The sequence below is a fragment of the uncultured Pluralibacter sp. genome, assembly GCF_913775985.1.
GTDB lineage: Bacteria > Pseudomonadota > Gammaproteobacteria > Enterobacterales > Enterobacteriaceae > Pluralibacter.
On record NZ_CAJYMB010000150.1, the window covers coordinates 1 to 19,446 of the forward strand.

16 protein-coding genes and 4 pseudogenes are annotated in these 19,446 nt (G+C 51.9%); 6 read left to right on the forward strand and 14 right to left on the reverse strand.

What is annotated here, in order from left to right; translation table 11 throughout:
- The coding region (locus tag QZ766_RS20330) for an IS3 family transposase (RefSeq protein ID WP_297200309.1) at positions 1-93 on the forward strand (93 nt) is incomplete at its 5' end.
- A gap of 27 nt (positions 94-120) precedes the next feature.
- Here QZ766_RS20330 and QZ766_RS20335 read toward each other — a convergent pair.
- The 3 genes and pseudogenes from QZ766_RS20335 to QZ766_RS20345 all read right to left on the reverse strand — a co-directional run.
- Positions 121-1,665 carry a hypothetical protein gene (locus QZ766_RS20335; RefSeq protein ID WP_297206571.1) on the reverse strand — a complete coding sequence of 515 codons (1,545 nt, stop codon included), beginning with the start codon at positions 1,663-1,665 and terminating at the stop codon, positions 121-123.
- A 174-nt stretch (positions 1,666-1,839) separates the two neighbouring features.
- Entirely contained in the window at positions 1,840-2,115 is a 276-nt protein-coding gene (locus tag QZ766_RS20340) for a hypothetical protein (RefSeq protein ID WP_297206573.1), read from the reverse strand.
- 748 nt (positions 2,116-2,863) lie between these two features.
- A pseudogene (locus QZ766_RS20345) lies at positions 2,864-3,055 on the reverse strand (integrase core domain-containing protein); the annotation flags it as partial.
- A gap of 191 nt (positions 3,056-3,246) precedes the next feature.
- Between QZ766_RS20345 and QZ766_RS20350 the strand changes: the two are divergent.
- A pseudogene (locus tag QZ766_RS20350) lies at positions 3,247-3,690 on the forward strand (IS3 family transposase); the annotation flags it as partial.
- A 59-nt stretch (positions 3,691-3,749) separates the two neighbouring features.
- Here the strand turns inward: QZ766_RS20350 and QZ766_RS20355 are convergent.
- The gene (locus QZ766_RS20355) at positions 3,750-4,523 is read right to left on the reverse strand and encodes an SDR family oxidoreductase (RefSeq protein WP_297206574.1); all 774 of its coding nucleotides are present in this window, start codon (positions 4,521-4,523) and stop codon (positions 3,750-3,752) included.
- 148 nt (positions 4,524-4,671) lie between these two features.
- Here QZ766_RS20355 and QZ766_RS20360 point away from each other — a divergent pair, with 148 nt between their 5' ends.
- The gene (locus QZ766_RS20360) at positions 4,672-5,565 is read left to right on the forward strand and encodes a LysR family transcriptional regulator (protein ID WP_297206576.1); all 894 of its coding nucleotides are present in this window, start codon (positions 4,672-4,674) and stop codon (positions 5,563-5,565) included.
- A gap of 34 nt (positions 5,566-5,599) precedes the next feature.
- Here the strand turns inward: QZ766_RS20360 and QZ766_RS20365 are convergent, their stop codons facing one another.
- On the reverse strand, positions 5,600-6,589 hold the full coding sequence (locus tag QZ766_RS20365; RefSeq protein ID WP_297206578.1) for an aldo/keto reductase: 990 nt from the start codon (positions 6,587-6,589) through the stop codon (positions 5,600-5,602).
- A 26-nt stretch (positions 6,590-6,615) separates the two neighbouring features.
- The gene (locus QZ766_RS20370) at positions 6,616-7,467 is read right to left on the reverse strand and encodes an aldo/keto reductase (RefSeq protein ID WP_297206596.1); all 852 of its coding nucleotides are present in this window, start codon (positions 7,465-7,467) and stop codon (positions 6,616-6,618) included.
- Between the two features lie 342 nt (positions 7,468-7,809).
- Between QZ766_RS20370 and QZ766_RS20375 the strand changes: the two genes are divergently transcribed.
- The gene (locus tag QZ766_RS20375) at positions 7,810-8,637 is read left to right on the forward strand and encodes an aminoglycoside phosphotransferase family protein (RefSeq protein ID WP_297206598.1); all 828 of its coding nucleotides are present in this window, start codon (positions 7,810-7,812) and stop codon (positions 8,635-8,637) included.
- 174 nt (positions 8,638-8,811) lie between these two features.
- Here QZ766_RS20375 and QZ766_RS20380 read toward each other — a convergent pair whose 3' ends face one another.
- The 8 genes and pseudogenes from QZ766_RS20380 to QZ766_RS20415 all read right to left on the reverse strand — a co-directional run.
- Positions 8,812-9,876: an alpha/beta fold hydrolase gene (locus QZ766_RS20380; RefSeq protein WP_297206600.1), complete on the reverse strand. Its 1,065-nt coding sequence runs from the start codon at positions 9,874-9,876 to the stop codon at positions 8,812-8,814.
- 107 nt (positions 9,877-9,983) lie between these two features.
- Positions 9,984-10,320 (reverse strand): annotated as a pseudogene (locus tag QZ766_RS20385) (flavodoxin); the annotation flags it as partial.
- Positions 10,321-10,338: 18 nt separating this feature from the next.
- Positions 10,339-10,893, reverse strand: a complete 555-nt coding sequence (locus QZ766_RS20390; protein ID WP_297206602.1) for a nucleotidyltransferase family protein — start codon at positions 10,891-10,893, stop codon at positions 10,339-10,341.
- Positions 10,872-11,828, reverse strand: coding sequence for an XdhC family protein (locus QZ766_RS20395; RefSeq protein WP_297206604.1), 957 nt, complete (start codon positions 11,826-11,828; stop codon positions 10,872-10,874). The genes QZ766_RS20390 and QZ766_RS20395 overlap by 22 nt, the downstream gene beginning before the upstream one ends.
- 9 nt (positions 11,829-11,837) lie before the next feature.
- Positions 11,838-14,036, reverse strand: coding sequence for an aldehyde oxidoreductase molybdenum-binding subunit PaoC (paoC, locus tag QZ766_RS20400; protein ID WP_297206606.1), 2,199 nt, complete (start codon positions 14,034-14,036; stop codon positions 11,838-11,840).
- Positions 14,033-14,989 carry an aldehyde oxidoreductase FAD-binding subunit PaoB gene (paoB, locus tag QZ766_RS20405; RefSeq protein ID WP_297206608.1) on the reverse strand — a complete coding sequence of 319 codons (957 nt, stop codon included), beginning with the start codon at positions 14,987-14,989 and terminating at the stop codon, positions 14,033-14,035. Before paoB ends, paoC begins: the two co-directional genes overlap by 4 nt.
- The gene (gene paoA, locus QZ766_RS20410) at positions 14,986-15,675 is read right to left on the reverse strand and encodes an aldehyde dehydrogenase iron-sulfur subunit PaoA (RefSeq protein ID WP_297206610.1); all 690 of its coding nucleotides are present in this window, start codon (positions 15,673-15,675) and stop codon (positions 14,986-14,988) included. The genes paoB and paoA overlap by 4 nt, the downstream gene beginning before the upstream one ends.
- A gap of 134 nt (positions 15,676-15,809) precedes the next feature.
- Positions 15,810-16,178: pseudogene (locus QZ766_RS20415) on the reverse strand (hypothetical protein); the annotation flags it as partial.
- A 499-nt stretch (positions 16,179-16,677) separates the two neighbouring features.
- Between QZ766_RS20415 and QZ766_RS20420 the strand changes: the two are divergent.
- Both QZ766_RS20420 and eat read left to right on the forward strand, forming a co-directional pair.
- Entirely contained in the window at positions 16,678-17,754 is a 1,077-nt protein-coding gene (locus QZ766_RS20420) for a tyrosine-protein phosphatase (protein ID WP_297206612.1), read from the forward strand.
- Between the two features lie 296 nt (positions 17,755-18,050).
- Entirely contained in the window at positions 18,051-19,439 is a 1,389-nt protein-coding gene (gene eat / locus QZ766_RS20425; RefSeq protein ID WP_297206614.1) for an ethanolamine permease, read from the forward strand.
- Positions 19,440-19,446: the final 7 nt, after the last annotated feature.

The following is a 19,446-nucleotide window of genomic DNA, read 5'->3' on the forward strand; positions in this document are numbered from 1 at the left end:
TTCGATTACATTGAAGTGTTCTACAACCGGGCCCGACGCCACAGTCATCTCGGCGGCGTCAGTCCGGAGGCCTTCGAGCAGGCCTCGTCGTGAGGACAGGATTTGTCTACTGATGTGGGGTCAGTCCAAATCTGTAATTACCAGACAGGCACTCATGCGCCTTACGAGTAATGTTTCTCCGCTGTTCAGAGGTAGGCTCTCCGGCGTTGATGTGCTCCACTCACCGCTTTCGTGGTTGAAAGAATCCATATCCCAGTGAATATGGGCTTTTTCATCCTCTGAGCTGGCACTGAGTCGGTAGATACTTGCTGTACCAGCACCATCTGTGCCAGAAAGGGAAACCTGAGCATCGTAGTGCTGGTCTTTGTTGACGATCAGCAACAACACTTGTCCACTATCCTTGCCCTTGGATCTGACTGCAGCAAAAGCCGAAATATTGAGATCATTACTGTCAGCCCGTGTTTCAATAAGCTGAGAGGAAGCGAACTGCTGACCAATAAGCATCGCGTAGAAAAGCGGCATCGGTGAGAACCCGGAAGCTGAGTTACCTGCGACTGGAGAATAACGCGAGGAAAGCGATCGACGATAAGAGAAAGTATCGTTCATTCCCTGCTCCGGCCTGATGCTACTACCCAGGGAACTTTCTACAGCGTCAAGCGTGCCGCCATGAAAATTTATTCCGACCGTACCAACTTTAAGTGCCTGCATGATGTAATCGAGGCCCCAGAGACAGGAAACATAGGTATTACTGACCCCATCCGCACCGCCCAGATAGTAGGAATTGACCTCTGTGAGCCGCAGCCCGGTGGTGGTGCCGGCCAGACGTTCGGTTACGCTCCTTATCTCGTTAAAGAATCCCTGATGCGTCTCGAGAAGCTTATCCACTGAGGCCTGTGTTTTACTGCCTTTGTAATAATGACGGCTAACAAAAGGTGTGTTTTTTTGTAATTCGTAATAACGTTTCAGCCAGTCGGTATTTGCCCCTGTATCAGGTGCAGCTACGGGCAGTGATGCGACTTTTTCTATTTCGGCTACATACACACGCTGCAGCCGATACCAAGTATCGAAGTCAAATTGTCTTCCGGATTCGATATAGCGATAGTTATTAGGTTCATTACCAATTTGGATAGCCAGCAGCCTGTCCGAAAATATCTCCTGTAAATCTTTTGCCAATACCGCCCCCATTTTTGGGCAATTAATTTTCATATTAATGCCAAATATCAGCGTCCAGCCGATGGCATCGACGAAGCCTTTGAGTCGGTGTAAATCCTCTTTGGTAAAGTGAAAATTACTCTTTGGTGAAACTGCTACTTTAATGGTTGGTTCAGGAATTGTACCATTATACTCATCGTAAATGGCATTATCGCTGGTATTCCCTCCAATACGCAGTACACCGTTACGTCCCAGCTTGTTAATCAGGCTAATCAGTGACTGGTTTTTTTCTGAGAAAAAATCAGGGTTTTTTATTTCAGCCAGTTCATAGCTCAAACCTGTTATACTGCTGCCTATCGTATTACCATGAGAACTACTATTCAGCCTGATAGTGACTGGTTTCACCGGACCTTTTCCTATTAGCGGCTGAGAAAAAATTTTCGTTGATGAAAAAATAAATGGTGAAGCTAAAATCCCCTGAAGCAATGTCCGTCTTTTGATACCACTAGTCATTTAAACCTCCAAAATTAAAGTGTGGAATATCAAATCATATTAGTATGGTGCTTAAGCAGCACTTAATTATATAAGCCAGTAGGGCAGAGTGTTGGTTAATACATGCAGAATTTTTTTCTCTCCAAAATCCTGTAAGAGTAGTGACCTTTCGTCAGAAAAGGGAGTACTGCATAATCAACTTATGCAACTATCAGTGAACTGCAGGGTATCTGTAAGACGATAGGTGCCATTGTAGTCAGCCTGTGAGATTATATAGTGCTGAACGGCCTTTTGTGTTACGTCCAAAGTACAGGGCGCAGCGGCTGTGCAGGATTTTTCACCACCATCAGGAGTGGTGTAAAACGTTACAGCTCTGGCCTGAGAAAAAATCGTGCCCAGCAGGATGCTCATTGTAACAATTGACTGATCTAGTCTAGAAGCAACGTTGAGCGGCAGTTTTTTTTCTGTCATTCTGTTAACCTCTTGAATAATAAGTGTGATAAGAATACTCTGCAAACTTATGCTTTCACTTGCCGGAAATACAACATCTGGTTACGTATAAACGCAAGTTCTGCAGAAACTAAGCTAAAATAGTGTGCTGCGCTAGTTTGATTTACATCGCAGACAACTAAAAGCAGTTTCAGAATGTTCAGTACGTCCTTAACGAAACTCCCTCACCTCCTTCTGACAATTTCATGTATAAGTCTCCCTAGTCTTGCATATCAACAGGCTGTTTTTCCGAACGATGCACAATAGATATAGCCAACTGTTTTTCAGTGCTTCTAAACGTATAGCAATGTTTTTCAAAAGGGTCATTATCATAATAATTATGCTGATAATGTTAGCCCGGCAACCTCATCACTCGCTGCAATCCCCATATGCATGCCCGCCTGACGGCGATTCACGGGCATCGGTCTGGTACAATATGTAGCATGATTTTTCCTCCATGAATAACCGACACAGGCTTAATACTGTTCTGATTACGCCCGACAATCAGGGCCTTCTCCAGTGCTCGTATCTTTTTGTGGTAGTTTCTCTGTAATGCGGGGTGAATTCACGTCATTTCTGTATCATTAATATTTTACCCAGTATCACGAAAAAATGAAACGAAAGATAATAGTTTCAAGCTCTGACCCACCAAACAACTATAACTAAATAAAATGAGAGAAAAAAGACAAGAAAAAGCATTACTTATATTCATTTTGTTATATGGCAGATTTTCTGAGTATGGCGTTTGCTCTGCAAGTTCAAAATAGCGCTCTATCGGAATTTTACCGTTGTGGGCGCTATGAGGATGCTCACAGTTATAGTAATGCTGCCACTCTGTCAGTAGCTCCTTCAGATTATCAGATGAAAGGTCTACGGTAGCGTAAAACTCAGCTTTGTCCGTATTTTGGGAACGTTCAACTTTGATCTTACCCAGCAATAGTGGACACGCGACTAAGTGAGTAGACTCTCAACCGGAGGTGACTCACATGACAAAACCAGCATCAACCACCAAAAAGATCCGCAAGCAGCACACAGCTGAATTCCTTCAGGAAGCCCTTAAACTTGCTGAGCACATTGGTATTGCAGCAGCAGCTCTCATCCTCTGACCGTGAAAATGAAGGCTGGCTGTATCTGGCTGTCGTCATCGACCTGTGGTCGCGTGCCGTTATCGGCTGGTCAATGTCATCACGGATGATAGCGCAACTGGCCTGCGATGCGCTATAGATGGGGTTGTGGCGTCGTAAGCGCCCGGAAAATGTCATCGTCCACACAGATCGTGGCGGGCAATACTGCTCATCAGACTATCAGGTGCTCCTCAAGCGGCATAATCTGCGTAGCAGCATGAGTGCAAAGGGCTGCTGCTACGATAATGCCTGTGCGGAAAGCTTCTTCCACTCGCTGAAAGTGAAATGTATCCACGGGGAACGCTTTATCAGCAGGGAAATAATGCGGACGACGGTGTTTAATTATATCGAGTGCGATTACAATCGATGGCGCCGTCATAGCGCCTGTGGTGGTCTCATCCCGGAACAATTTGAAAACCAGAACCTCGCTTAGGGCTGTGTCCACATTACGTGGGTGGGATCAATAACAAAATTGTCAGGGTTGTAGATTGTTTAATTTTTTGAATACAGGTTCAGCTCGTTAATAATGCAGTCAGGTTCTTCACGCAGAGGCATATTGTCTATGTCCAGAATCCCATCATTTTTTTGTGGATCATCAGACTGCAGGTCTGCAAACAGTGGGGTAAGATCCTGCTGTGCTTCGCCTCGCTCAGCTACCAGCTCGAACGTTTTATTTTTTGCCTCGTCGTGGGTCAGGGCACTGACCAGAACCTGGGCGATTTGCTCCCGGGATATCACACCATCTTCCGGTGTTCCTGCATGGCGACGATCTCCCTGAAGCATAACGATTCGGTGTTCATCATCATTGTTGTAATCAAACCAGCCGGGCCTGACGATGGTATAAGGGGGACCGCTGGCCCTGACCAGAAGCTCGGCACGTCTTTTCCAGTCATGAACCTCAGTGCGTTGATTCCAGGTGCTGAGCCGTTCAGTCACGCCAATCGTGGTCATCAAGCTGATACGAACAGGCGTATCCCTGAAAATTCGTAAAATATTACGCACTCCGCCGTAATCTATCGCCCTGGCGCCAATACGCCCCTGGCCATCGGAACCGAGCGTAAAGATGATGGCATCAATATCTTTCGGCAAATCGGTGAGTATTTCAGGCAATGAAACATCGCCGTAAAAAACATCTGTTCCCCGAGGAAGCAATTTTACTTTGTATTTATTTCTGATCAGCGCCACGGGCTGATGACCCATTTCAATAGCAATATTCACGACATGAAAGCCAATACTTCCTGTCGCCCTTGCAACGAGTATTTTCATGATAAACCTGCTGATAATTCAGACTTATTTTCGATACGATCAGAATATCAATTATCATTAATGTCAGTAATAGGGCTAAAATGATTGTGTCTATGAACACCCTTCATGAGTGTGCGATGAAGGGAATGCCCCCATAAGGAAATCGCCGATGCTGAAAGAAAACTTCAACGAACTGCAAATCTTTCTTGTGGTAGCAAGGGAGCGAAGTTTTACCAAAGCAGCGGGCAAGCTGGGGGTTTCTCAGTCTGCACTCAGCCATGCGGTGAAGGCCCTGGAGGAAAGGCTCAATATCCGCCTTCTGACCCGCACGACCCGTAGCGTTGCCCCCACAGAAGCCGGTGAGAGAATTATTGCCTGCCTTGAACCGCGTATTGCCGATCTTGAGCAGGAGCTGGAATCGCTGGTTCAACTGAACGGCACCGCCTCCGGCAATATCCGTCTATCTGCCGGGGAGCATGCCGCGCGAAGTCTGTTATGGCCCAAGCTAAAACCCTTTCTCAGGGAATACCCGGAAGTTAATCTCGACCTGGTGGTTGATAACGGCTTTGTCGATATTGTTGAGGGGCGTTTTGATGCCGGGGTCCGCCTGGGTGAAAGCGTGGATAAGGACATGATTGCGGTAAGAATTGGCCCGGACATGAGAATGGCTGTGGTGGCAGCGCCGTCTTATTTCGCTGCAAATCCTGCACCTGAAACGCCGCACGAGTTACAAAATCACCGGTGTATCAATATGCGCCTGCCGACTGCCGGTGGACTTTACCACTGGGAATTTGAGAGAAAAGGGAAACCGTTACGGGTCAGAGTGGAAGGGCAGGTCACGTTTAATCTGCAGGCGGAAAGGATTGATGCCGCTTTATCCGGCTTTGGCATCGCCTGCATACCTGAAGACAGGGTGCAGGATTATATAAAGTCAGGAGAGCTTGTTCAGGTTCTGCAGGACTGGTGTCCGTCTTTTCCCGGATATTATCTTTACTACCCGAGCCGTAAGCAGCACCCGCCCGCTTTTGCGCTAATGATCGATGCACTTCGCTACCAGGAATAACGGGTCCGCCAGGCGCAGCGGACCCGTACGGATATTAACGGCCTACGCGGGCCTGGTGCTCAGGAGAGTAACGTTCGCCGACGATGTTAATCGTTTCAAGCGCCTGGGTTATCTGCAGTGAGTCATCCTGCGAAAGGATGATGTCGGTAGCCCCCAGGTTTTCTTCCAGCCGGTGTAGTTTCGTGGTGCCAGGAATAGGAACAATCCACGGCTTTTGTGCCATCAGCCATGCCAGCGCGATTTGCGCAGACGTCACGCCCTTCTCTGCCGCCAGTTCACCCAGCAGTGAGACCAGCTTTTCATTGGCTTCAATCGCCTGCCCGGCGAAACGCGGCACGGTGCTGCGGTAATCATCCTTCCCAAAAGTGGTTCCTCGCTTAATCGATCCCGTCAGGAAGCCTTTGCCTAATGGGCTGAAGGGCACAAAACCAATGCCCAGTTCCTCCAGCAATGGCAGGATCTCCCGCTCAGGCTCGCGCCACCACATGGAGTATTCGCTTTGCAGGGCTGTGACGGGTTGTACGGCATGCGCTCGGCGAATGGTTTGCGCACCCGCTTCGGACAGACCAAAATGCTTAACCTTACCTTCTGCGATCAGGTCTTTCACCGTTCCCGCAACATCTTCAATGGGAACATCCGGGTCGACGCGGTGTTGATACAGCAGGTCAATGACATCAGTCTTAAGACGGCGTAATGATCCTTCTACTGCTTCACGGATATGCTCCGGACGGCTGTTCAAAATCTGCTGCTTGTTGTCGTCGCCAAAAGTAAAACCAAACTTGGTGGCAATGACCACACGGTCACGAAACGGTTTTAAGGCTTCGCCGACAACCTCTTCATTAAGGAAGGGGCCATACACTTCAGCGGTATCGAAGAAGGTAACGCCACGTTCAACCGCTGCGCGAATGAGCTCGATAGCCTGGCGAGTATCGGTCGCCGGGCCGTAGCCGTGGCTCAATCCCATGCAGCCGAGCCCAAGCGCGGAGACTTCGAGTCGGGATTGACCCAGATAACGTTTTTGCATTGAATGAATACCTCTTTTATCGCGACTTAGACATCGAGTTTGCGGCCTGTCAGCCATTCCACCATCGCCGGATCGCGATGCGAGAAGAAGGCGCTGGTTGCGGTGTCGAGGGCGGCAATCTGCAGCATATCTTCAGCGCTGAGTTCAAAATCGAGAATGTTGATGTTCTCTGCCATGCGTTCTTTGCGCACCGATTTCGCCAGTGAAATGATGCCTCGCTGGAAGATCCAGCGCAGCACAACCTGACCCACGCTTTTGCCGTACTTCTGGCCAATCGCTGTTAACACGGGATGCTGGAACAGGCCATTTTTACCTTCAGCAAATGGAGCCCAGGCTTCCGGCTGAATGCCACGGCTTTGATTCCATGGAACCGCATGCAGCTGCTGGTTGAAGGGGTTAACTTCAATCTGGTTTACCGCAGGGGCCACTTTGTTGAATGCGGTAAGGTCGGCCAGTCGGTCAGGATGGAAGTTGCTGACGCCAATGGCGCGAATTTTGCCTGCCTGATGCAGTTCTTCCATGGCGCGCCATGCACCATGGATATCGCCGTAAGGCTGGTGAATCAGGTACAGGTCAACGTAATCAAGTTGCAGCCGATTCAGGGAGCGTTCGAACTGGGCTTTAGCGCCGTCATAGTTCGTATCCTGAAGCCACAGTTTGGTGGTGACAAAAAGTTCGTTACGGGCAATACCGGTTTGCTTCAGCGCGTTCCCGACCTGGGTTTCATTCTGGTAAGACGCGGCGGTATCGATCAGGCGGTATCCCGTATCGATCGCATCAATAACGGCTCTTTCGCATTCGGCGGCATCCGTCATCTGGAAGACACCAAAGCCCAGCAGAGGCATTTCAATGCCGTTGTTCAGTTTTACCGTTTGCATGACGTTATCCTTCAACTGTTGTGTTGGAAAAGCATAACGCGAAATGATTTATTCGATTAGGTGGGGTAATTAGCTAGGGTTTATTAGGTGGGTTCATTAATTTAGAGGAAAGGTCGGCTTTGTGCCAGAAGCGGACGTTGTCTTACTGAACAAGCCGGTAATGCACTAATGGCATGGTGGGAAGGGAATGGTGCGGCACAGGTGATTGCACATGATCTTCTCTCGTCACCAGAATGGCTGACCTGGACAGGGAGCGCCAGCTCAAATGGATAATTGCATGGTGGGGTCAGTCCAGTATGGTCAGTACGCTCGGTGGCAATAAGAATTTTTATAGGAATCGCTATGGATTCAGGTAAGTTAAGTTTTTGGTTAAATCGTTGGTTACTCATTCCGGATGGAGAGGAGTTTATAACTCGTACATCAACGCTGCTTCCGGTAAAAACAGCGACGCATGGTATTAAGGCTATGCTGAAAGTGACTGATGATGCGGATGAGAAAATCGGAAACGCACTAATGGCATGGTGGGAAGGTAACGGCGCAGCACAGGTTATTGCGTATGAAAAAGAAGCCATTCTACTCGCTCGCGCTACAGGAATTGCATCACTGTCAACGATGTCCAAAAATGGTCAAGACAATGAAGCCTGTCGCATTTTGTGTGCAACTGCGAACAGGCTTCACAGTAAGCCAGATAAACCCTTGCCAAAACTTACACCTCTCCATCGCTGGTTTTCTTCGCTAAAACCCGCAGCACTTGAGCATGGAGGGATTCTGGCTCGTTGCGCAGAGGTCTCTCAGCAACTGCTCTCCTCTCCGCAAGACGTCGTTGTATTACATGGTGACTTGCATCACGATAACGTGCTTGATTTCGTATCATCTGATTGGCTGGCCATTGATCCCAAAGGGCTATTAGGCGAACGAGGATTCGACTTTGCTAATATTTTCACCAATCCGGATCTTGGTAATCCTGAGCAATATGTTGCAAGAGTACCTGGTATTTTTAAACAGCGACTTGAGATCGTTACTGAGATATCAGGAATAAATAGAGAGCGACTTCTGATGTGGATCATTGCCTGGTGCGGGCTCTCAGCGACATGGTCGCTCGAATGCAATGATTGTATTTCAGTACAGTTTGAAATTGCTGAGTTGGCTATTGCTGAACTAAGCGCATGAAATGCAGGCAACGCCGGGCATCTGAGTCATCATCCCACTGCTCATTTGCTGTTCAACTCCAATCTGAATGTCCGTTCCTTGCTCAAAGCAGACTATCACGTTCCCATTTTATTTTTTGATAAAGCTGATGCTTGTATTGAGCCTTTATTAACAAAGGCCCAATACAGCGTCCTGCTACTGCAAATTCTTTTGCTTCAGGAAGTTACTCACCAAATCAGCAATCTGCACGTTATTCAGATCCGAGAACGGGAAGTGGGTATTCCCTTTAATTCCCACTTCAGGCAGATGCGTCACCGTCACATCACCGCCATGCTTGTTCACCACGTCACGCCACTCACGGGCCATCGCCAGTCTTACGCGCCAGCTGTCCTGCGCGGGCATGGCGACAGGTTTATCCGGGATGTTATCGCCGTAAATGATCAGAATCGGGATTTTGGTCAGTGCCATAAACTGTTCCATTGGCACAGGCTTACCCTTCAGCGTGTCGAACGCGCTTGGCATAGGGGCTGGGAGTTCTTTTTTCGGGAAGACAAAGCTGCTGCCGGGCTCAAAGGCGACAATGGCTTTGACCTTGTTGTTTTTCATCGCCGTGTACCAGCCTGGTCCGCCGCCCTGAGAGTGGGTGAAGAGGATTGCCGGGCCGGATTTATCCACGACGGCGGACATCGCATCGGAGATAACATTGATATCAAACGGCCCGGTATTCGGGGTCATCTGCCGGAAATACTGATTCAGTACTTCTTTGTCGTGAGGGAACTGAACGCCCTTAAAATACTTTGGCCACACGCCAACGCGGAACTGGTTGAACCACATCTGTTCATCCGGTTTAGGCGTAACCGTACCTTCTACCGTCGTGCGCCCGGCGCTGCCCCGGCGTGGCTGATCGACAAGATAGGTTGAGAACCCGCGACGCAGGAAGATGTTCTGGAACCCTTCGCGACCATCCGGGGTACTTTCCCAGGTTCGGGAGAACTGACCTGCGCCATGCAGCATCACAATAGGATATTTATGCGGATTTTCCGGAATCTGGTAGAACACAGAGGCATGATCGCCATGATAAGTTTGGCCAGCAGAGTCCAGCGGCTTTTTCGCGTCAAATGTTCCAGGCGCGGTAATGATGGTGCCACCAGCAGAAAAGCTTCCCTGCTCATGAATGACCAGTGGCTCGGCGTATACCGACTGGGCCATCAGGCCACCCGACATTACGCAGATGGCCAGCGTTTTTAAGATTGTCTTCAAGATCACATCCTCTGTTATGTTTGCCGTTCAATCATATCTGAGTTGTCAGCGTTAATTATTTAGCACCTCTAATTGCCCTTATTTGACAGACTCATGAATGCGGGCGATTAACTGCGTATTGTCTCTAACCAGTGGGTGACCGTTTCAGTAGTTCTTCGCTCCTGGTCGCATTTAAGGACCAGCGGTTTTCCCGACGCGCAGTGGGGGCAAGACGGGCAAGGATGTCGTCGCTATCTCCTTTACCGTAGCCAAGGGGATGAGTAATTTGCCCGCAAGGTCATGGCTGCTGAGAAATGTTTGCACGACCGGCGGCACGCTGGCCCCCCAGATTGGAAAGCCTAAATACAGGGTCTCGTAGCGTGAAATATCTGCGACGCTATTTTTTAATGCCGGTTTTACGCCCCGCTCACGCACATTTTTCACCTGTTCAACGGTCTGGAAATAAGAAGCGGAAGTCAAACTTTAAGCACGCGACGGGTCGGTTAACCTTTGCGCTACCTGTAAATCCGCCAGAGTATCGATATCGTGGGTGATACCATAATCTGACAGCAAAATATCTTTAGCTTCTCCCCGAAGTCGTGCGCGTCTCACTATTTCTTTTGCTCCCGTATCGCCAGAAAGGGCGAGTAATTCAGCACGGTGCTCCTGCCTGAATCCAACCGGATGACCCGAATAATGCTGGTAGTGAGGCACCACTATCGAATTATCTTCAAGCTCTGCTGCGACGCGCTGCAATGATGAGGGCTGAATTAAGGGAAGGTCGGCGGGCAGGATCAGCCATCCCGGGGCCTGAAGCGTGGCCCCGACGCCAAGCGCAATAGACTCGCCCATGCCGCACGTTCCGCCTTCAGGGCAGACCAGATGCCATCTCAGGTTCGCGGTTTCGACGGCTTCCAGCACATGTTCTAAAACCGGCTTGCCGTTGAGCAATGCGGCTAATTTATGGGTACTGCCTCCGGAGGTGAGAAAGCGCCCTCCGCGCCCGGCTGCGAGGATCAGAACGATGGAGGCAGGCATGAAGCCTCCTCCTGATGGAGGCGTACAGAGGCGACTTCTGCCAGCACGGAGAGGGCCAGAGTATGCGCATCCCGGGCCTTGGGGAATATCCCGACAGGTGCCCGGATTTGCGCTGTCTCTTCGCTGGACCACCCCAGCTCGTGGAGCTTTTGCAGGCGTAAAGCATGGGTTCGATAGCTGCCCAATGCGCCGAGATAAAAGGGTTTCGCCGCGCGAGCGGCCTGCAATACTGGCAGCTCCCGGTTAAGATCGTGGCACAGCAAAATTACCGCCGTATCAGCATCGATCGGCGCGTTGGCCGAGGCCGGAAAAAGGTCGAAGGTTTGACTGTCATAGCCAGTGGCTGCCGCAAGGCTGGCGGTTGCCTGCGCTTCATAAGAGCGTCCGTAAATTATCAGCCTTACGCAAGGTCTGAATCCCACCTCAAAGCCATTGATATTCCAGCCAGTCCTGGTTTGCGCGGGCAGGCATATAAGCGATTGTGCTTGCGGATCGTAACGCAATCCCGCCGGTTTTCTCTGTTCCAGGCGATTCAGCACGGCGAGCAGAGGCTGTGCCGTGCGCAGCTTATGAAGCGTCAGCGTGATCCCACCGCCGCAGGGCAGAACGATGTCAAACCACGGCGAACCTTCGCCATAGCGAATTTCGCGATCGCGGCCTGAGCTCATCACCTCCAGTGCTTCAAAAGCGGTGGCGGCCTCCACGCAGCCGCCGGAGACAAAACCACAGTAGCGACCATCTTCGCGCACTACCATCTGCGACCCGACCGGGCGCGCCGCGCCGCCGCGTATCTCCACCAGCGTCACCAGCACCGCCGCTTTACCGGACATTAGCGCCTCTATGGCGAAGCGCAGAATGGCCCGGCGGTCATCGGTGAGAAACGCCTGCTCCGGCTTAGGCCTGCGCTCTTCTTCGTTAAAAAGCGAGTATGTCATTGTTGCTCCTTAAACCACATCCGGCAGCTTATCGAGCAGCTTATCCAGCGTGATGGGGTAATCCCGTACCCGAACACCGGTGGCGTTGTACACCGCGTTAGCGATAGCCGCGCTCACGCCGCACAGGCCCAGCTCACCGACGCCTTTGGCCTTCATCGGGGAGGATATGGGGTCGGTATCATCCAGGAAAATGACGTCCTGTTGCGGAATATCCGCATGGACCGGCACCTCGTACCCCGCCATATCGTGATTAACGAAGTAGCCCAGACGCTCATCTACCGCCAGCTCCTCCATCAGCGCCGCGCCCATGCCCATGGTCATGGCGCCAATGACCTGGCTGCGTGCAGTTTTCGGATTCAGGATGCGCCCCGCTGCGCACACGGCGAGCATACGCCGGACCCGAACTTCTCCCGTAGCGCGATGCACGCCAACCTCCACAAAATGCCCGGCAAAGGTCGACTGCTGGTATTCCTTACTCAGTGTGCCGAACTCAATGCTCTCTTCCGCTGTCAGTCTGCCGGCTGCGCTGGCCTCACGTAGCGTGACGCTGCGGGTGCCGCTGGTAATCTTGCCGTCGGCAAACTGCGACTGCCCGGGATCAAATCCGACCGCCGAGGCAATCATCTCGCGAAGCTTCACGCAGGCGGCGTAAACGCCGGAGGTGGAGGTATTCGCGCCCCATTGTCCGCCAGAACCCGCAGAAACCGGAAAACGGGAGTCGCCCAGGTGAACCGCAACTTGCTCCAGCGGTACGCCAAGCATTTCCGCCGCGGTTTGGGCCAGAATGGTGTAGCTGCCGGTGCCAATGTCGGTCATGTCCGTTTCGACAGTGATCGTGCCGTTTGGCTCAAGGTGAACCCGCGCGCCCGATGTTTCGAGCAGATTATTGCGAAAGCCCGCCGCGACCCCGACCCCGACCAGCCACTCACCGTCGTGCACCTGTCCGGGCGTGGCGTTGCGCTGCTTCCAGCCAAATTTATCCGCTCCGGTGCGTAAGCACTCGATAAGCTGGCGGCGGGAGAAGGGGCGTTTGGGATCGGCGGGATCAACCTGCGTGTCATTCAGGATGCGAAACTCGACGGGATCGAGCCCCGCTTTTTCCGCCAGTTCATCCATCGCGATTTCGAGCGCCATCAGCCCGGGGGCTTCGCCGGGCGCACGCATGGCATTCCCTTCCGGCAAATCGAGGGTGGCGAGCCGCAGGCCGGTATGACGGTTTGCCCCTGCGTAGAGTAATTCGCTTTGCTGCACCGCCGTTTCCGGCGTGCCGCCGGGGAGGTTCCCGGACCAGCTTTCATGTGAGATAGCGATGATTTTCCCGCTCCGATCGGCACCGATACGCAGGTGCTGAAGGGTGGCAGGGCGGTGCGTAGTGTTATTGGGAATAATGGGGCGGGGAAGCATAACTTTAACCGGGCGTTTCACCGCACGTGCGGCGAGGGCTGCCAGCAGCGCATCGCTTCTCAGGAACAGCTTGCCGCCAAATCCTCCGCCGATGTACGGGGAGATAATACGCACATTCTCCACGGGCACTTTCAGTGTTTTCGCCAGATCGGTGCGGCACCAGTCAATCATCTGATTTGAGGTCCACACCGTGACCCGATCGCCCTCCCAGATGGCCATCGAGGCATGCGGCTCCATCGCCATATGACTCTGGTCCGGGGTCGAGTAGGTAGCATCAATCTTCACCGCGGCGGAGGAAAACGCGCTGTCGAAATCACCGACGTTTTTGTCGGGCGTGTCTTCCGGTGGCTGACTGACGGCTTGTTTCTCGTCCGCCAGGGAGTAAGCGCCTTTCTTGCGCTGATAGTGCGCCTGCACCAGCGAGGCTGCCGCTCGCGCCTGTTCGAAAGTTTCTGCCACCACCAGCGCAATGGCCTGATGGTAGTGCTCAATCGTGGGGCCGCCTAACAGTCTGGCGGTATTTTTATCGCCTTTGCCGAGTTCCCCGGCGTTACCGGCGGTGATGACCGCCAGCACTCCCGGCGCTTTTTGTGCGGCGTCCGTATCAAGGGCGATGAGGCGTCCTTTTGCAATCGCGGAACCGACGATATAGCCATAGGCGGCATTGGGCGCTTCTTCATGCCATTCGTAGGCGTAGCGTGCCGCTCCGGTGGTTTTCAGCGGTCCATCGATACGGTCATGGGGACGACCGACAACCTTCAGCTGATCGATCGGGTTTTCACCTGCTGGTTTATCAAATTTCATGCCTGTGCCCTCGCTTCAGTCAATACGGAGGCAAGCGTTCGCTTTGCCAGCAGGAGTTTGAAGGTGTTTTCAGCGGTGGGATGGGCGCTGGCGAACAGCGCGTCATACACGACCTGCACCCCCTGGGGCAGTTGAGCGTCCGCAGCCTCAATGCGCCAGGGCTTATGCGCTACTCCACCCAGCGCGACGCGCCCACTGCCGTCTGGCTGGATAATCGCCGCCACCGACACCAGAGCAAAGGCGTAGGAGGCGCGATCGCGCACCTTGCGGTAGATATGTTTCCCGCCGAGCGGCGGAGGTAACGTCACCGCAACGATAAGCTCACCGGGCAGAAGGGCGGTTTCAATGTCCGGCGTTTTTCCCGGCGGCCGGTAAAAATCAGCAAGCTTAATACTGCGCGCTTTTCCCTCCGGTGTGACGGTCTCCACCACCGCATCCAGTAACCGCATTGCGACCGCCATATCGCTCGGGTGGGTGGCAATGCAGGCTTCGCTTACGCCTACCACTGCGTGCTGACGGCTAAAGCCTTCAAGTGCCGCACAGCCGCTCCCGGGCAAGCGCTTATTGCAGGGCTGATTGATGTCGTAAAAATAGGGGCAGCGCGTGCGCTGGAGCAGATTACCTGCGGTGGTTGCCTGATTACGTAACTGACCAGACGCGCCAGCGAGCAGGGCGCGGGCGAGTACCGCATAATCACGACGCACGCGCTCGTTAGCGGCCAAATCGGTATTCCGCACTAATGCGCCAATGCGCAGGCCGCCCGCGTCGGTCACGTCAATCTTGTCGAGCCCGAGCCCGTTCACATCGATAAGGTGGGTGGGCGTTTCAATCTCCAGCTTCATCAGGTCCAGCAGATTGGTGCCACCGGCGATAAATTTTGCGCCAGGGACGCGCTGAGCGCTAAGTGCCGCCTCGGCCGGGGTATTCACACGTTCATAGGTAAACGCCTTCATGATTTCATCTCCCCCGCAGCGTCTTCAATGGCGGCAAGGATGTTAGCGTATGCACCACAGCGACAGATGTTGCCGCTCATACGCTCACGGATCTCATCGGCAGTTCTTTCTGGAGGGGACACCAGATCGACCGTGACGTGACTGGGAATGCCGGCCTGGATCTCTTTTAGCACTGCCACCGATGAGCAAATTTGCCCGGAAGTGCAGTAGCCGCACTGGAAGCCATCATGCCTGATGAAGGCCGCCTGCATGGGATGAAGATTATCTGGCGAACCCAGGCTTTCAATGGTGGTGATCTCGGCTCCCTGATGCATGACTGCAAGCGTCAGGCAAGCATTAAGCCTGCGGCCATTGACCAGCACGGTGCAGGCGCCGCATTGTCCGTGATCGCAACCTTTCTTGGTGCCGGTCAGATGCAGATTTTCCCGCAAAGCGTCCAGTAGCGTGGTTCGGGTATCAACGTCCAGCTGCTCGGATTTGCCGTTCACCTTGAGTGTCAGGGGCATTATTTCGGGGGCAGGAGTGGCTGCCGGAACGCTTGCCGCAAGCGTAGAATGAGGATAAGCCACGGCGGTCGCCGCCGTCGCGGCGCTTACTTTAATCAGATCGCGACGGGTCAAACTAAAATCGTGCGACTCGTGCTTCCTGACCCGATTATCTTCGGGGTATTCGCCTTGGTTGCTCATGCCAGGCCTCCAGTATTTGAAAAGGGGAAAAATAAGAGTGCGTTGCGAGACTGCTATTGCTTTTTTGAACGTTAAGCATAGTTGGCTAGAGCAGGAGGATTATTCTTAAAACGTGAATGCGGCCATGAGCCCGGCTAATAAATCCATATTCGTCGGGACGTTAATGATGATAGGAACGGGTTTATTGCTTGAGTTGTGAGCGCAATTGCTGCGCTGGCGAGCGTGAATAGCGTGATTCTCCAGCTCATCGTCAATGGTGTGCCATCACTGAACGGAGCAGGAAGCAGTGAAGTGGCGATGCCGTATTGTAACGCGCCCATTAGCGCCGGCGCGGAACCCGCCATATCAGGCACGGCGTCCAGTGCGCCAGCCGTGGAGATTGCAGCAATGATGTCATTCATGGAGAAGAATACGAACATAGTGCCGGCTACGCCCAGACCCGTTGTGACCGCCAGCACTGTGGCGGCAATAGTCGCGATGAACAGGCAGACGGCGTCCAGAGGGAGCGCGAGTTTAGACACGCGTTAAAAATGGTTGGTCAGGCATAGCTGAATCCATTCAGGAAAAAAACTTCATCATCCATTAAGAAATCAAGGCAGAAACGCTTAACTGTATTATTAGGGATGATGGCCTGTTTTACCTTAGCATTCGCCGCAGGATGTTCCCGTAACTGCATGAAATAGTTATCTTATTAAAATCAAAAGCGGCATAAAGAAAATATAATCAGGCCTGATTATCACTGATAAAAAAGTTTGCGGTGCGTAATGTTATTGTCGAATCCTACGCAAAAAACGTAAGTATTATTTCATATTTAGAGTGTTGACTGGCAATAATATGAATATCATACGGCTAAATATTTTTGTGAATCAGCTCTAAATTTCCTCTTAAGCGTTTGAACTGTATCAGTTTGTATGAAAGATTAACTCTGTTCACTTTTAACGCTAAAAGCTGAATCGATTAGTCTGGATTTTTTTTAAGATTTTAGTCAGACAAGAGGACGTCATGATGAAGAATAAAATAGCGCTGGGAGTTGTGCTGGCTACGACGGCATGTTATGCATTTGCAAGCGATATTGTAGGTAATGAAACAAGTAAAAATACGACTTACAGCTCAGCAAGCCAGAAATCTGAGAGTCTGGATATAGAAAAGTATGCTTCTATTTCAAGAGATAAAGTGACTAAACAGGCTGTCTTTATCAGTGATATAAGCGGTCCATGGAAAGTTTATTCTGGATTCTCACCTGATAAAATTAATTATGATAAACCACTCCTTACGGGGAATGGCAAAGGTCGGTTCTCTTTGCCAGTCGACAATACTAGAAGATCTTATTTTTCTGTAGTAACGAGTAAAGGTCATGGTATTATTGCAGATGTTCATCTTCCGATGGAGGGCGGATACAATTTCCGCGATCTCGGTGGAATAAAAACAAAAGATGGTCACTATATAAAGTGGGATAAATTTGTTCGTTCAGATGAGCTGGGAACGCTGACTCAAAATGATTTGGCTTACCTCTCAAGCTTTCCCCTGCGGACGGTCGTCGATTTCAGAAGACCCGATGAGATCGGCAAACTTCCGGACAGGCTTCCTGCAACGGTCAAAGATTATGTTGAACTGAATATTACTTCAGCCAATCTTAAACCCGGTTCGACGTCTAAGGAAGATGTTCGTGACTGGATGATTGCGATTAACGAAGAGCTGGTGACTGATAAAAAGATTCAAAACACCTATAAGGATTTTTTCAAGCTAGTTCAGGATGAGAGTAAATTACCGCTTCTTTTTCATTGTTCAGCGGGTAAAGACAGAACAGGTATGGGCGCTGCTCTGATCCTCTACGCACTCGGTGTGGATGAGGAAATCATTTTCAAAGAGCATATGTTATCTAATAAGTATCTGAAAGAGAAATACAAGCCGATCATTGCTGAGCATCCTGAGCTACAACCGCAGTTCGAAGTGCAGGAAGCTTATTTCCGAAAAGCCTTTGACCGTATTAAGAAAGACCATGGTACAGTCGAAAATTACTTAACTAATACATTGGGTGTCGACATTCCAAAAATGAGAGCGATGTATTTATACCAGTAATTTCTAACTGAGGATGCTTGCTGTTTACTGGGGGCAAGCATCCTCCTCTGTTTATCCCTGGTCGCTAATAATGAACTTTGGCTCAAGCTTAAAGCCCCGGATGATGCCCGACGGGCCCCAACACCACAACTTCCATCCATCCCCGTACTAACGATCTTTTAAATGGCACACCCCGCACCAAATTAGCGCATCCGCCCAGCCAATATCCGCATCCGCCGCCCAAACCAGGCCATAAAAAAGATGGAACGCCTCTTGCTTCAGCTCACTACATGTTTAATTACAGGTAGGGCCGCTTTATGACCGCACAAGCATCGACACACGCCGGGTTAAAACGTTCGCTGGGCAGTTTCCGGCTGTGGGGCATTGCCGTGGGGCTGGTGATCTCCGGTGAATATTTTGGCTGGAGCTACGGCTGGTCCGCCGCCGGTACGCTGGGGTTTATGCTGGTCGCCCTCGCCGTTGCCGCCATGTACTGCGCCTTTATTTTCAGCTTCACCGAACTGACCACCGCGATCCCGCACGCCGGCGGTCCCTTTGCCTATGCCTTCCGGGCGTTTGGCCCCACCGGCGGCTTTATTGCCGGGTTCGCCACCCTGATTGAGTTCGTTTTTGCGCCGCCGGCCATCGCGATGGCGATTGGTGCCTATCTCAACGTGCAGTTTCCGTCAGTCGATCCTAAATGGATCGCCTGCGGTGCCTATATCATTTTTATGGCCCTGAATATTCTGGGCGTCGGCATCGCGGCAACCTTTGAGCTGATTGTCACTCTGTTAGCCATCTTTGAACTGCTGGTCTTTATGGGCGTGGTGGCGCCGGGCTTCAGCTGGGACAACTTTACCCGGCACGGCTGGGCCGGTGCGGATCATTTTTCTTTATTGACCCTCTCCGGCATGTTTGCCGCGATCCCCTTTGCCATCTGGTTCTTCCTCGCCATTGAGGGCGCGTCGATGGCCGCAGAGGAAGCCAAAGATCCGCAGCGCACCATTCCCCGCGCGCTCGGCGGCGGGATTATTACCCTGACCGTACTGGCGATCGTCGTGATGATCTTTGCCGGCGGCGTCGGCGACTGGCGCAATCTGGCCAACATTAACGATCCGCTGCCCCAGGCGATGAAGCTGGTGGTCGGACAGAGTAGCGGGTGGCTGCATATGCTGGTCTGGCTGGGCCTGTTCGGGCTGGTGGCCTCGTTCCACGGCATTATTATGGGTTACTCCCGGCAGATATTTTCCCTTGCCCGCGCCGGCTATTTGCCCGCCTCGCTGTCTAAAGTCAATGCCCGTACCCAAACCCCGGTGCTGGCCATTCTGGCCGGCGGCGCGGTGGGGATGCTGGCGATCTTTTCGGACTCGCTGATAACCATCAACGGCATGCCGCTCACCGCCTGCATTGTGACGATGTCGGTATTCGGAGCTATCGTTATGTATATCACCTCGATGGCTGCCCTGTTTCGCCTGCGCCGCAGCGAGCCCCGGCTGCAGCGGCCATTTCGCGCGCCGCTGTACCCGTTTGCGCCCGCGTTTGCCCTGGTAATGGCGCTGGTCTGCCTGATGGCGATGGTGTGGTACAACGCAGAACTGGCGCTGATTTTCGCCAGCATGATGCTGCTGGGCTATCTCTGGTTTCGCGCCACGGCGCAGGCCCGGGCAAAAGCCCGGCCCGATCCTCATTTAAATACAGTGTCGTAAGGAGGCT

Excerpts from the sequence above, each read along its gene's own strand:
- QZ766_RS20355 (WP_297206574.1), bottom strand. The coding sequence starts at position 4,523 with ATGAAAATACTCGTTGCAAGGGCGACAGGAAGTATTGGCTTTCATGTC.
- QZ766_RS20335 (WP_297206571.1), bottom strand. The coding sequence starts at position 1,665 with ATGACTAGTGGTATCAAAAGACGGACATTGCTTCAGGGGATTTTAGCT.
- paoA (WP_297206610.1), bottom strand. The coding sequence starts at position 15,675 with ATGAGCAACCAAGGCGAATACCCCGAAGATAATCGGGTCAGGAAGCAC.
- eat (WP_297206614.1), top strand. The coding sequence starts at position 18,051 with ATGACCGCACAAGCATCGACACACGCCGGGTTAAAACGTTCGCTGGGC.
- paoB (WP_297206608.1), bottom strand. The coding sequence starts at position 14,989 with ATGAAGGCGTTTACCTATGAACGTGTGAATACCCCGGCCGAGGCGGCA.
- QZ766_RS20365 (WP_297206578.1), bottom strand. The coding sequence starts at position 6,589 with ATGCAAAAACGTTATCTGGGTCAATCCCGACTCGAAGTCTCCGCGCTT.
- QZ766_RS20370 (WP_297206596.1), bottom strand. The coding sequence starts at position 7,467 with ATGCAAACGGTAAAACTGAACAACGGCATTGAAATGCCTCTGCTGGGC.
- QZ766_RS20390 (WP_297206602.1), bottom strand. The coding sequence starts at position 10,893 with ATGCCTGCCTCCATCGTTCTGATCCTCGCAGCCGGGCGCGGAGGGCGC.
- QZ766_RS20340 (WP_297206573.1), bottom strand. The coding sequence starts at position 2,115 with ATGACAGAAAAAAAACTGCCGCTCAACGTTGCTTCTAGACTAGATCAG.
- QZ766_RS20395 (WP_297206604.1), bottom strand. The coding sequence starts at position 11,828 with ATGACATACTCGCTTTTTAACGAAGAAGAGCGCAGGCCTAAGCCGGAG.
- QZ766_RS20375 (WP_297206598.1), top strand. The coding sequence starts at position 7,810 with ATGGATTCAGGTAAGTTAAGTTTTTGGTTAAATCGTTGGTTACTCATT.
- QZ766_RS20360 (WP_297206576.1), top strand. The coding sequence starts at position 4,672 with ATGCTGAAAGAAAACTTCAACGAACTGCAAATCTTTCTTGTGGTAGCA.
- paoC (WP_297206606.1), bottom strand. The coding sequence starts at position 14,036 with ATGAAATTTGATAAACCAGCAGGTGAAAACCCGATCGATCAGCTGAAG.
- QZ766_RS20420 (WP_297206612.1), top strand. The coding sequence starts at position 16,678 with ATGATGAAGAATAAAATAGCGCTGGGAGTTGTGCTGGCTACGACGGCA.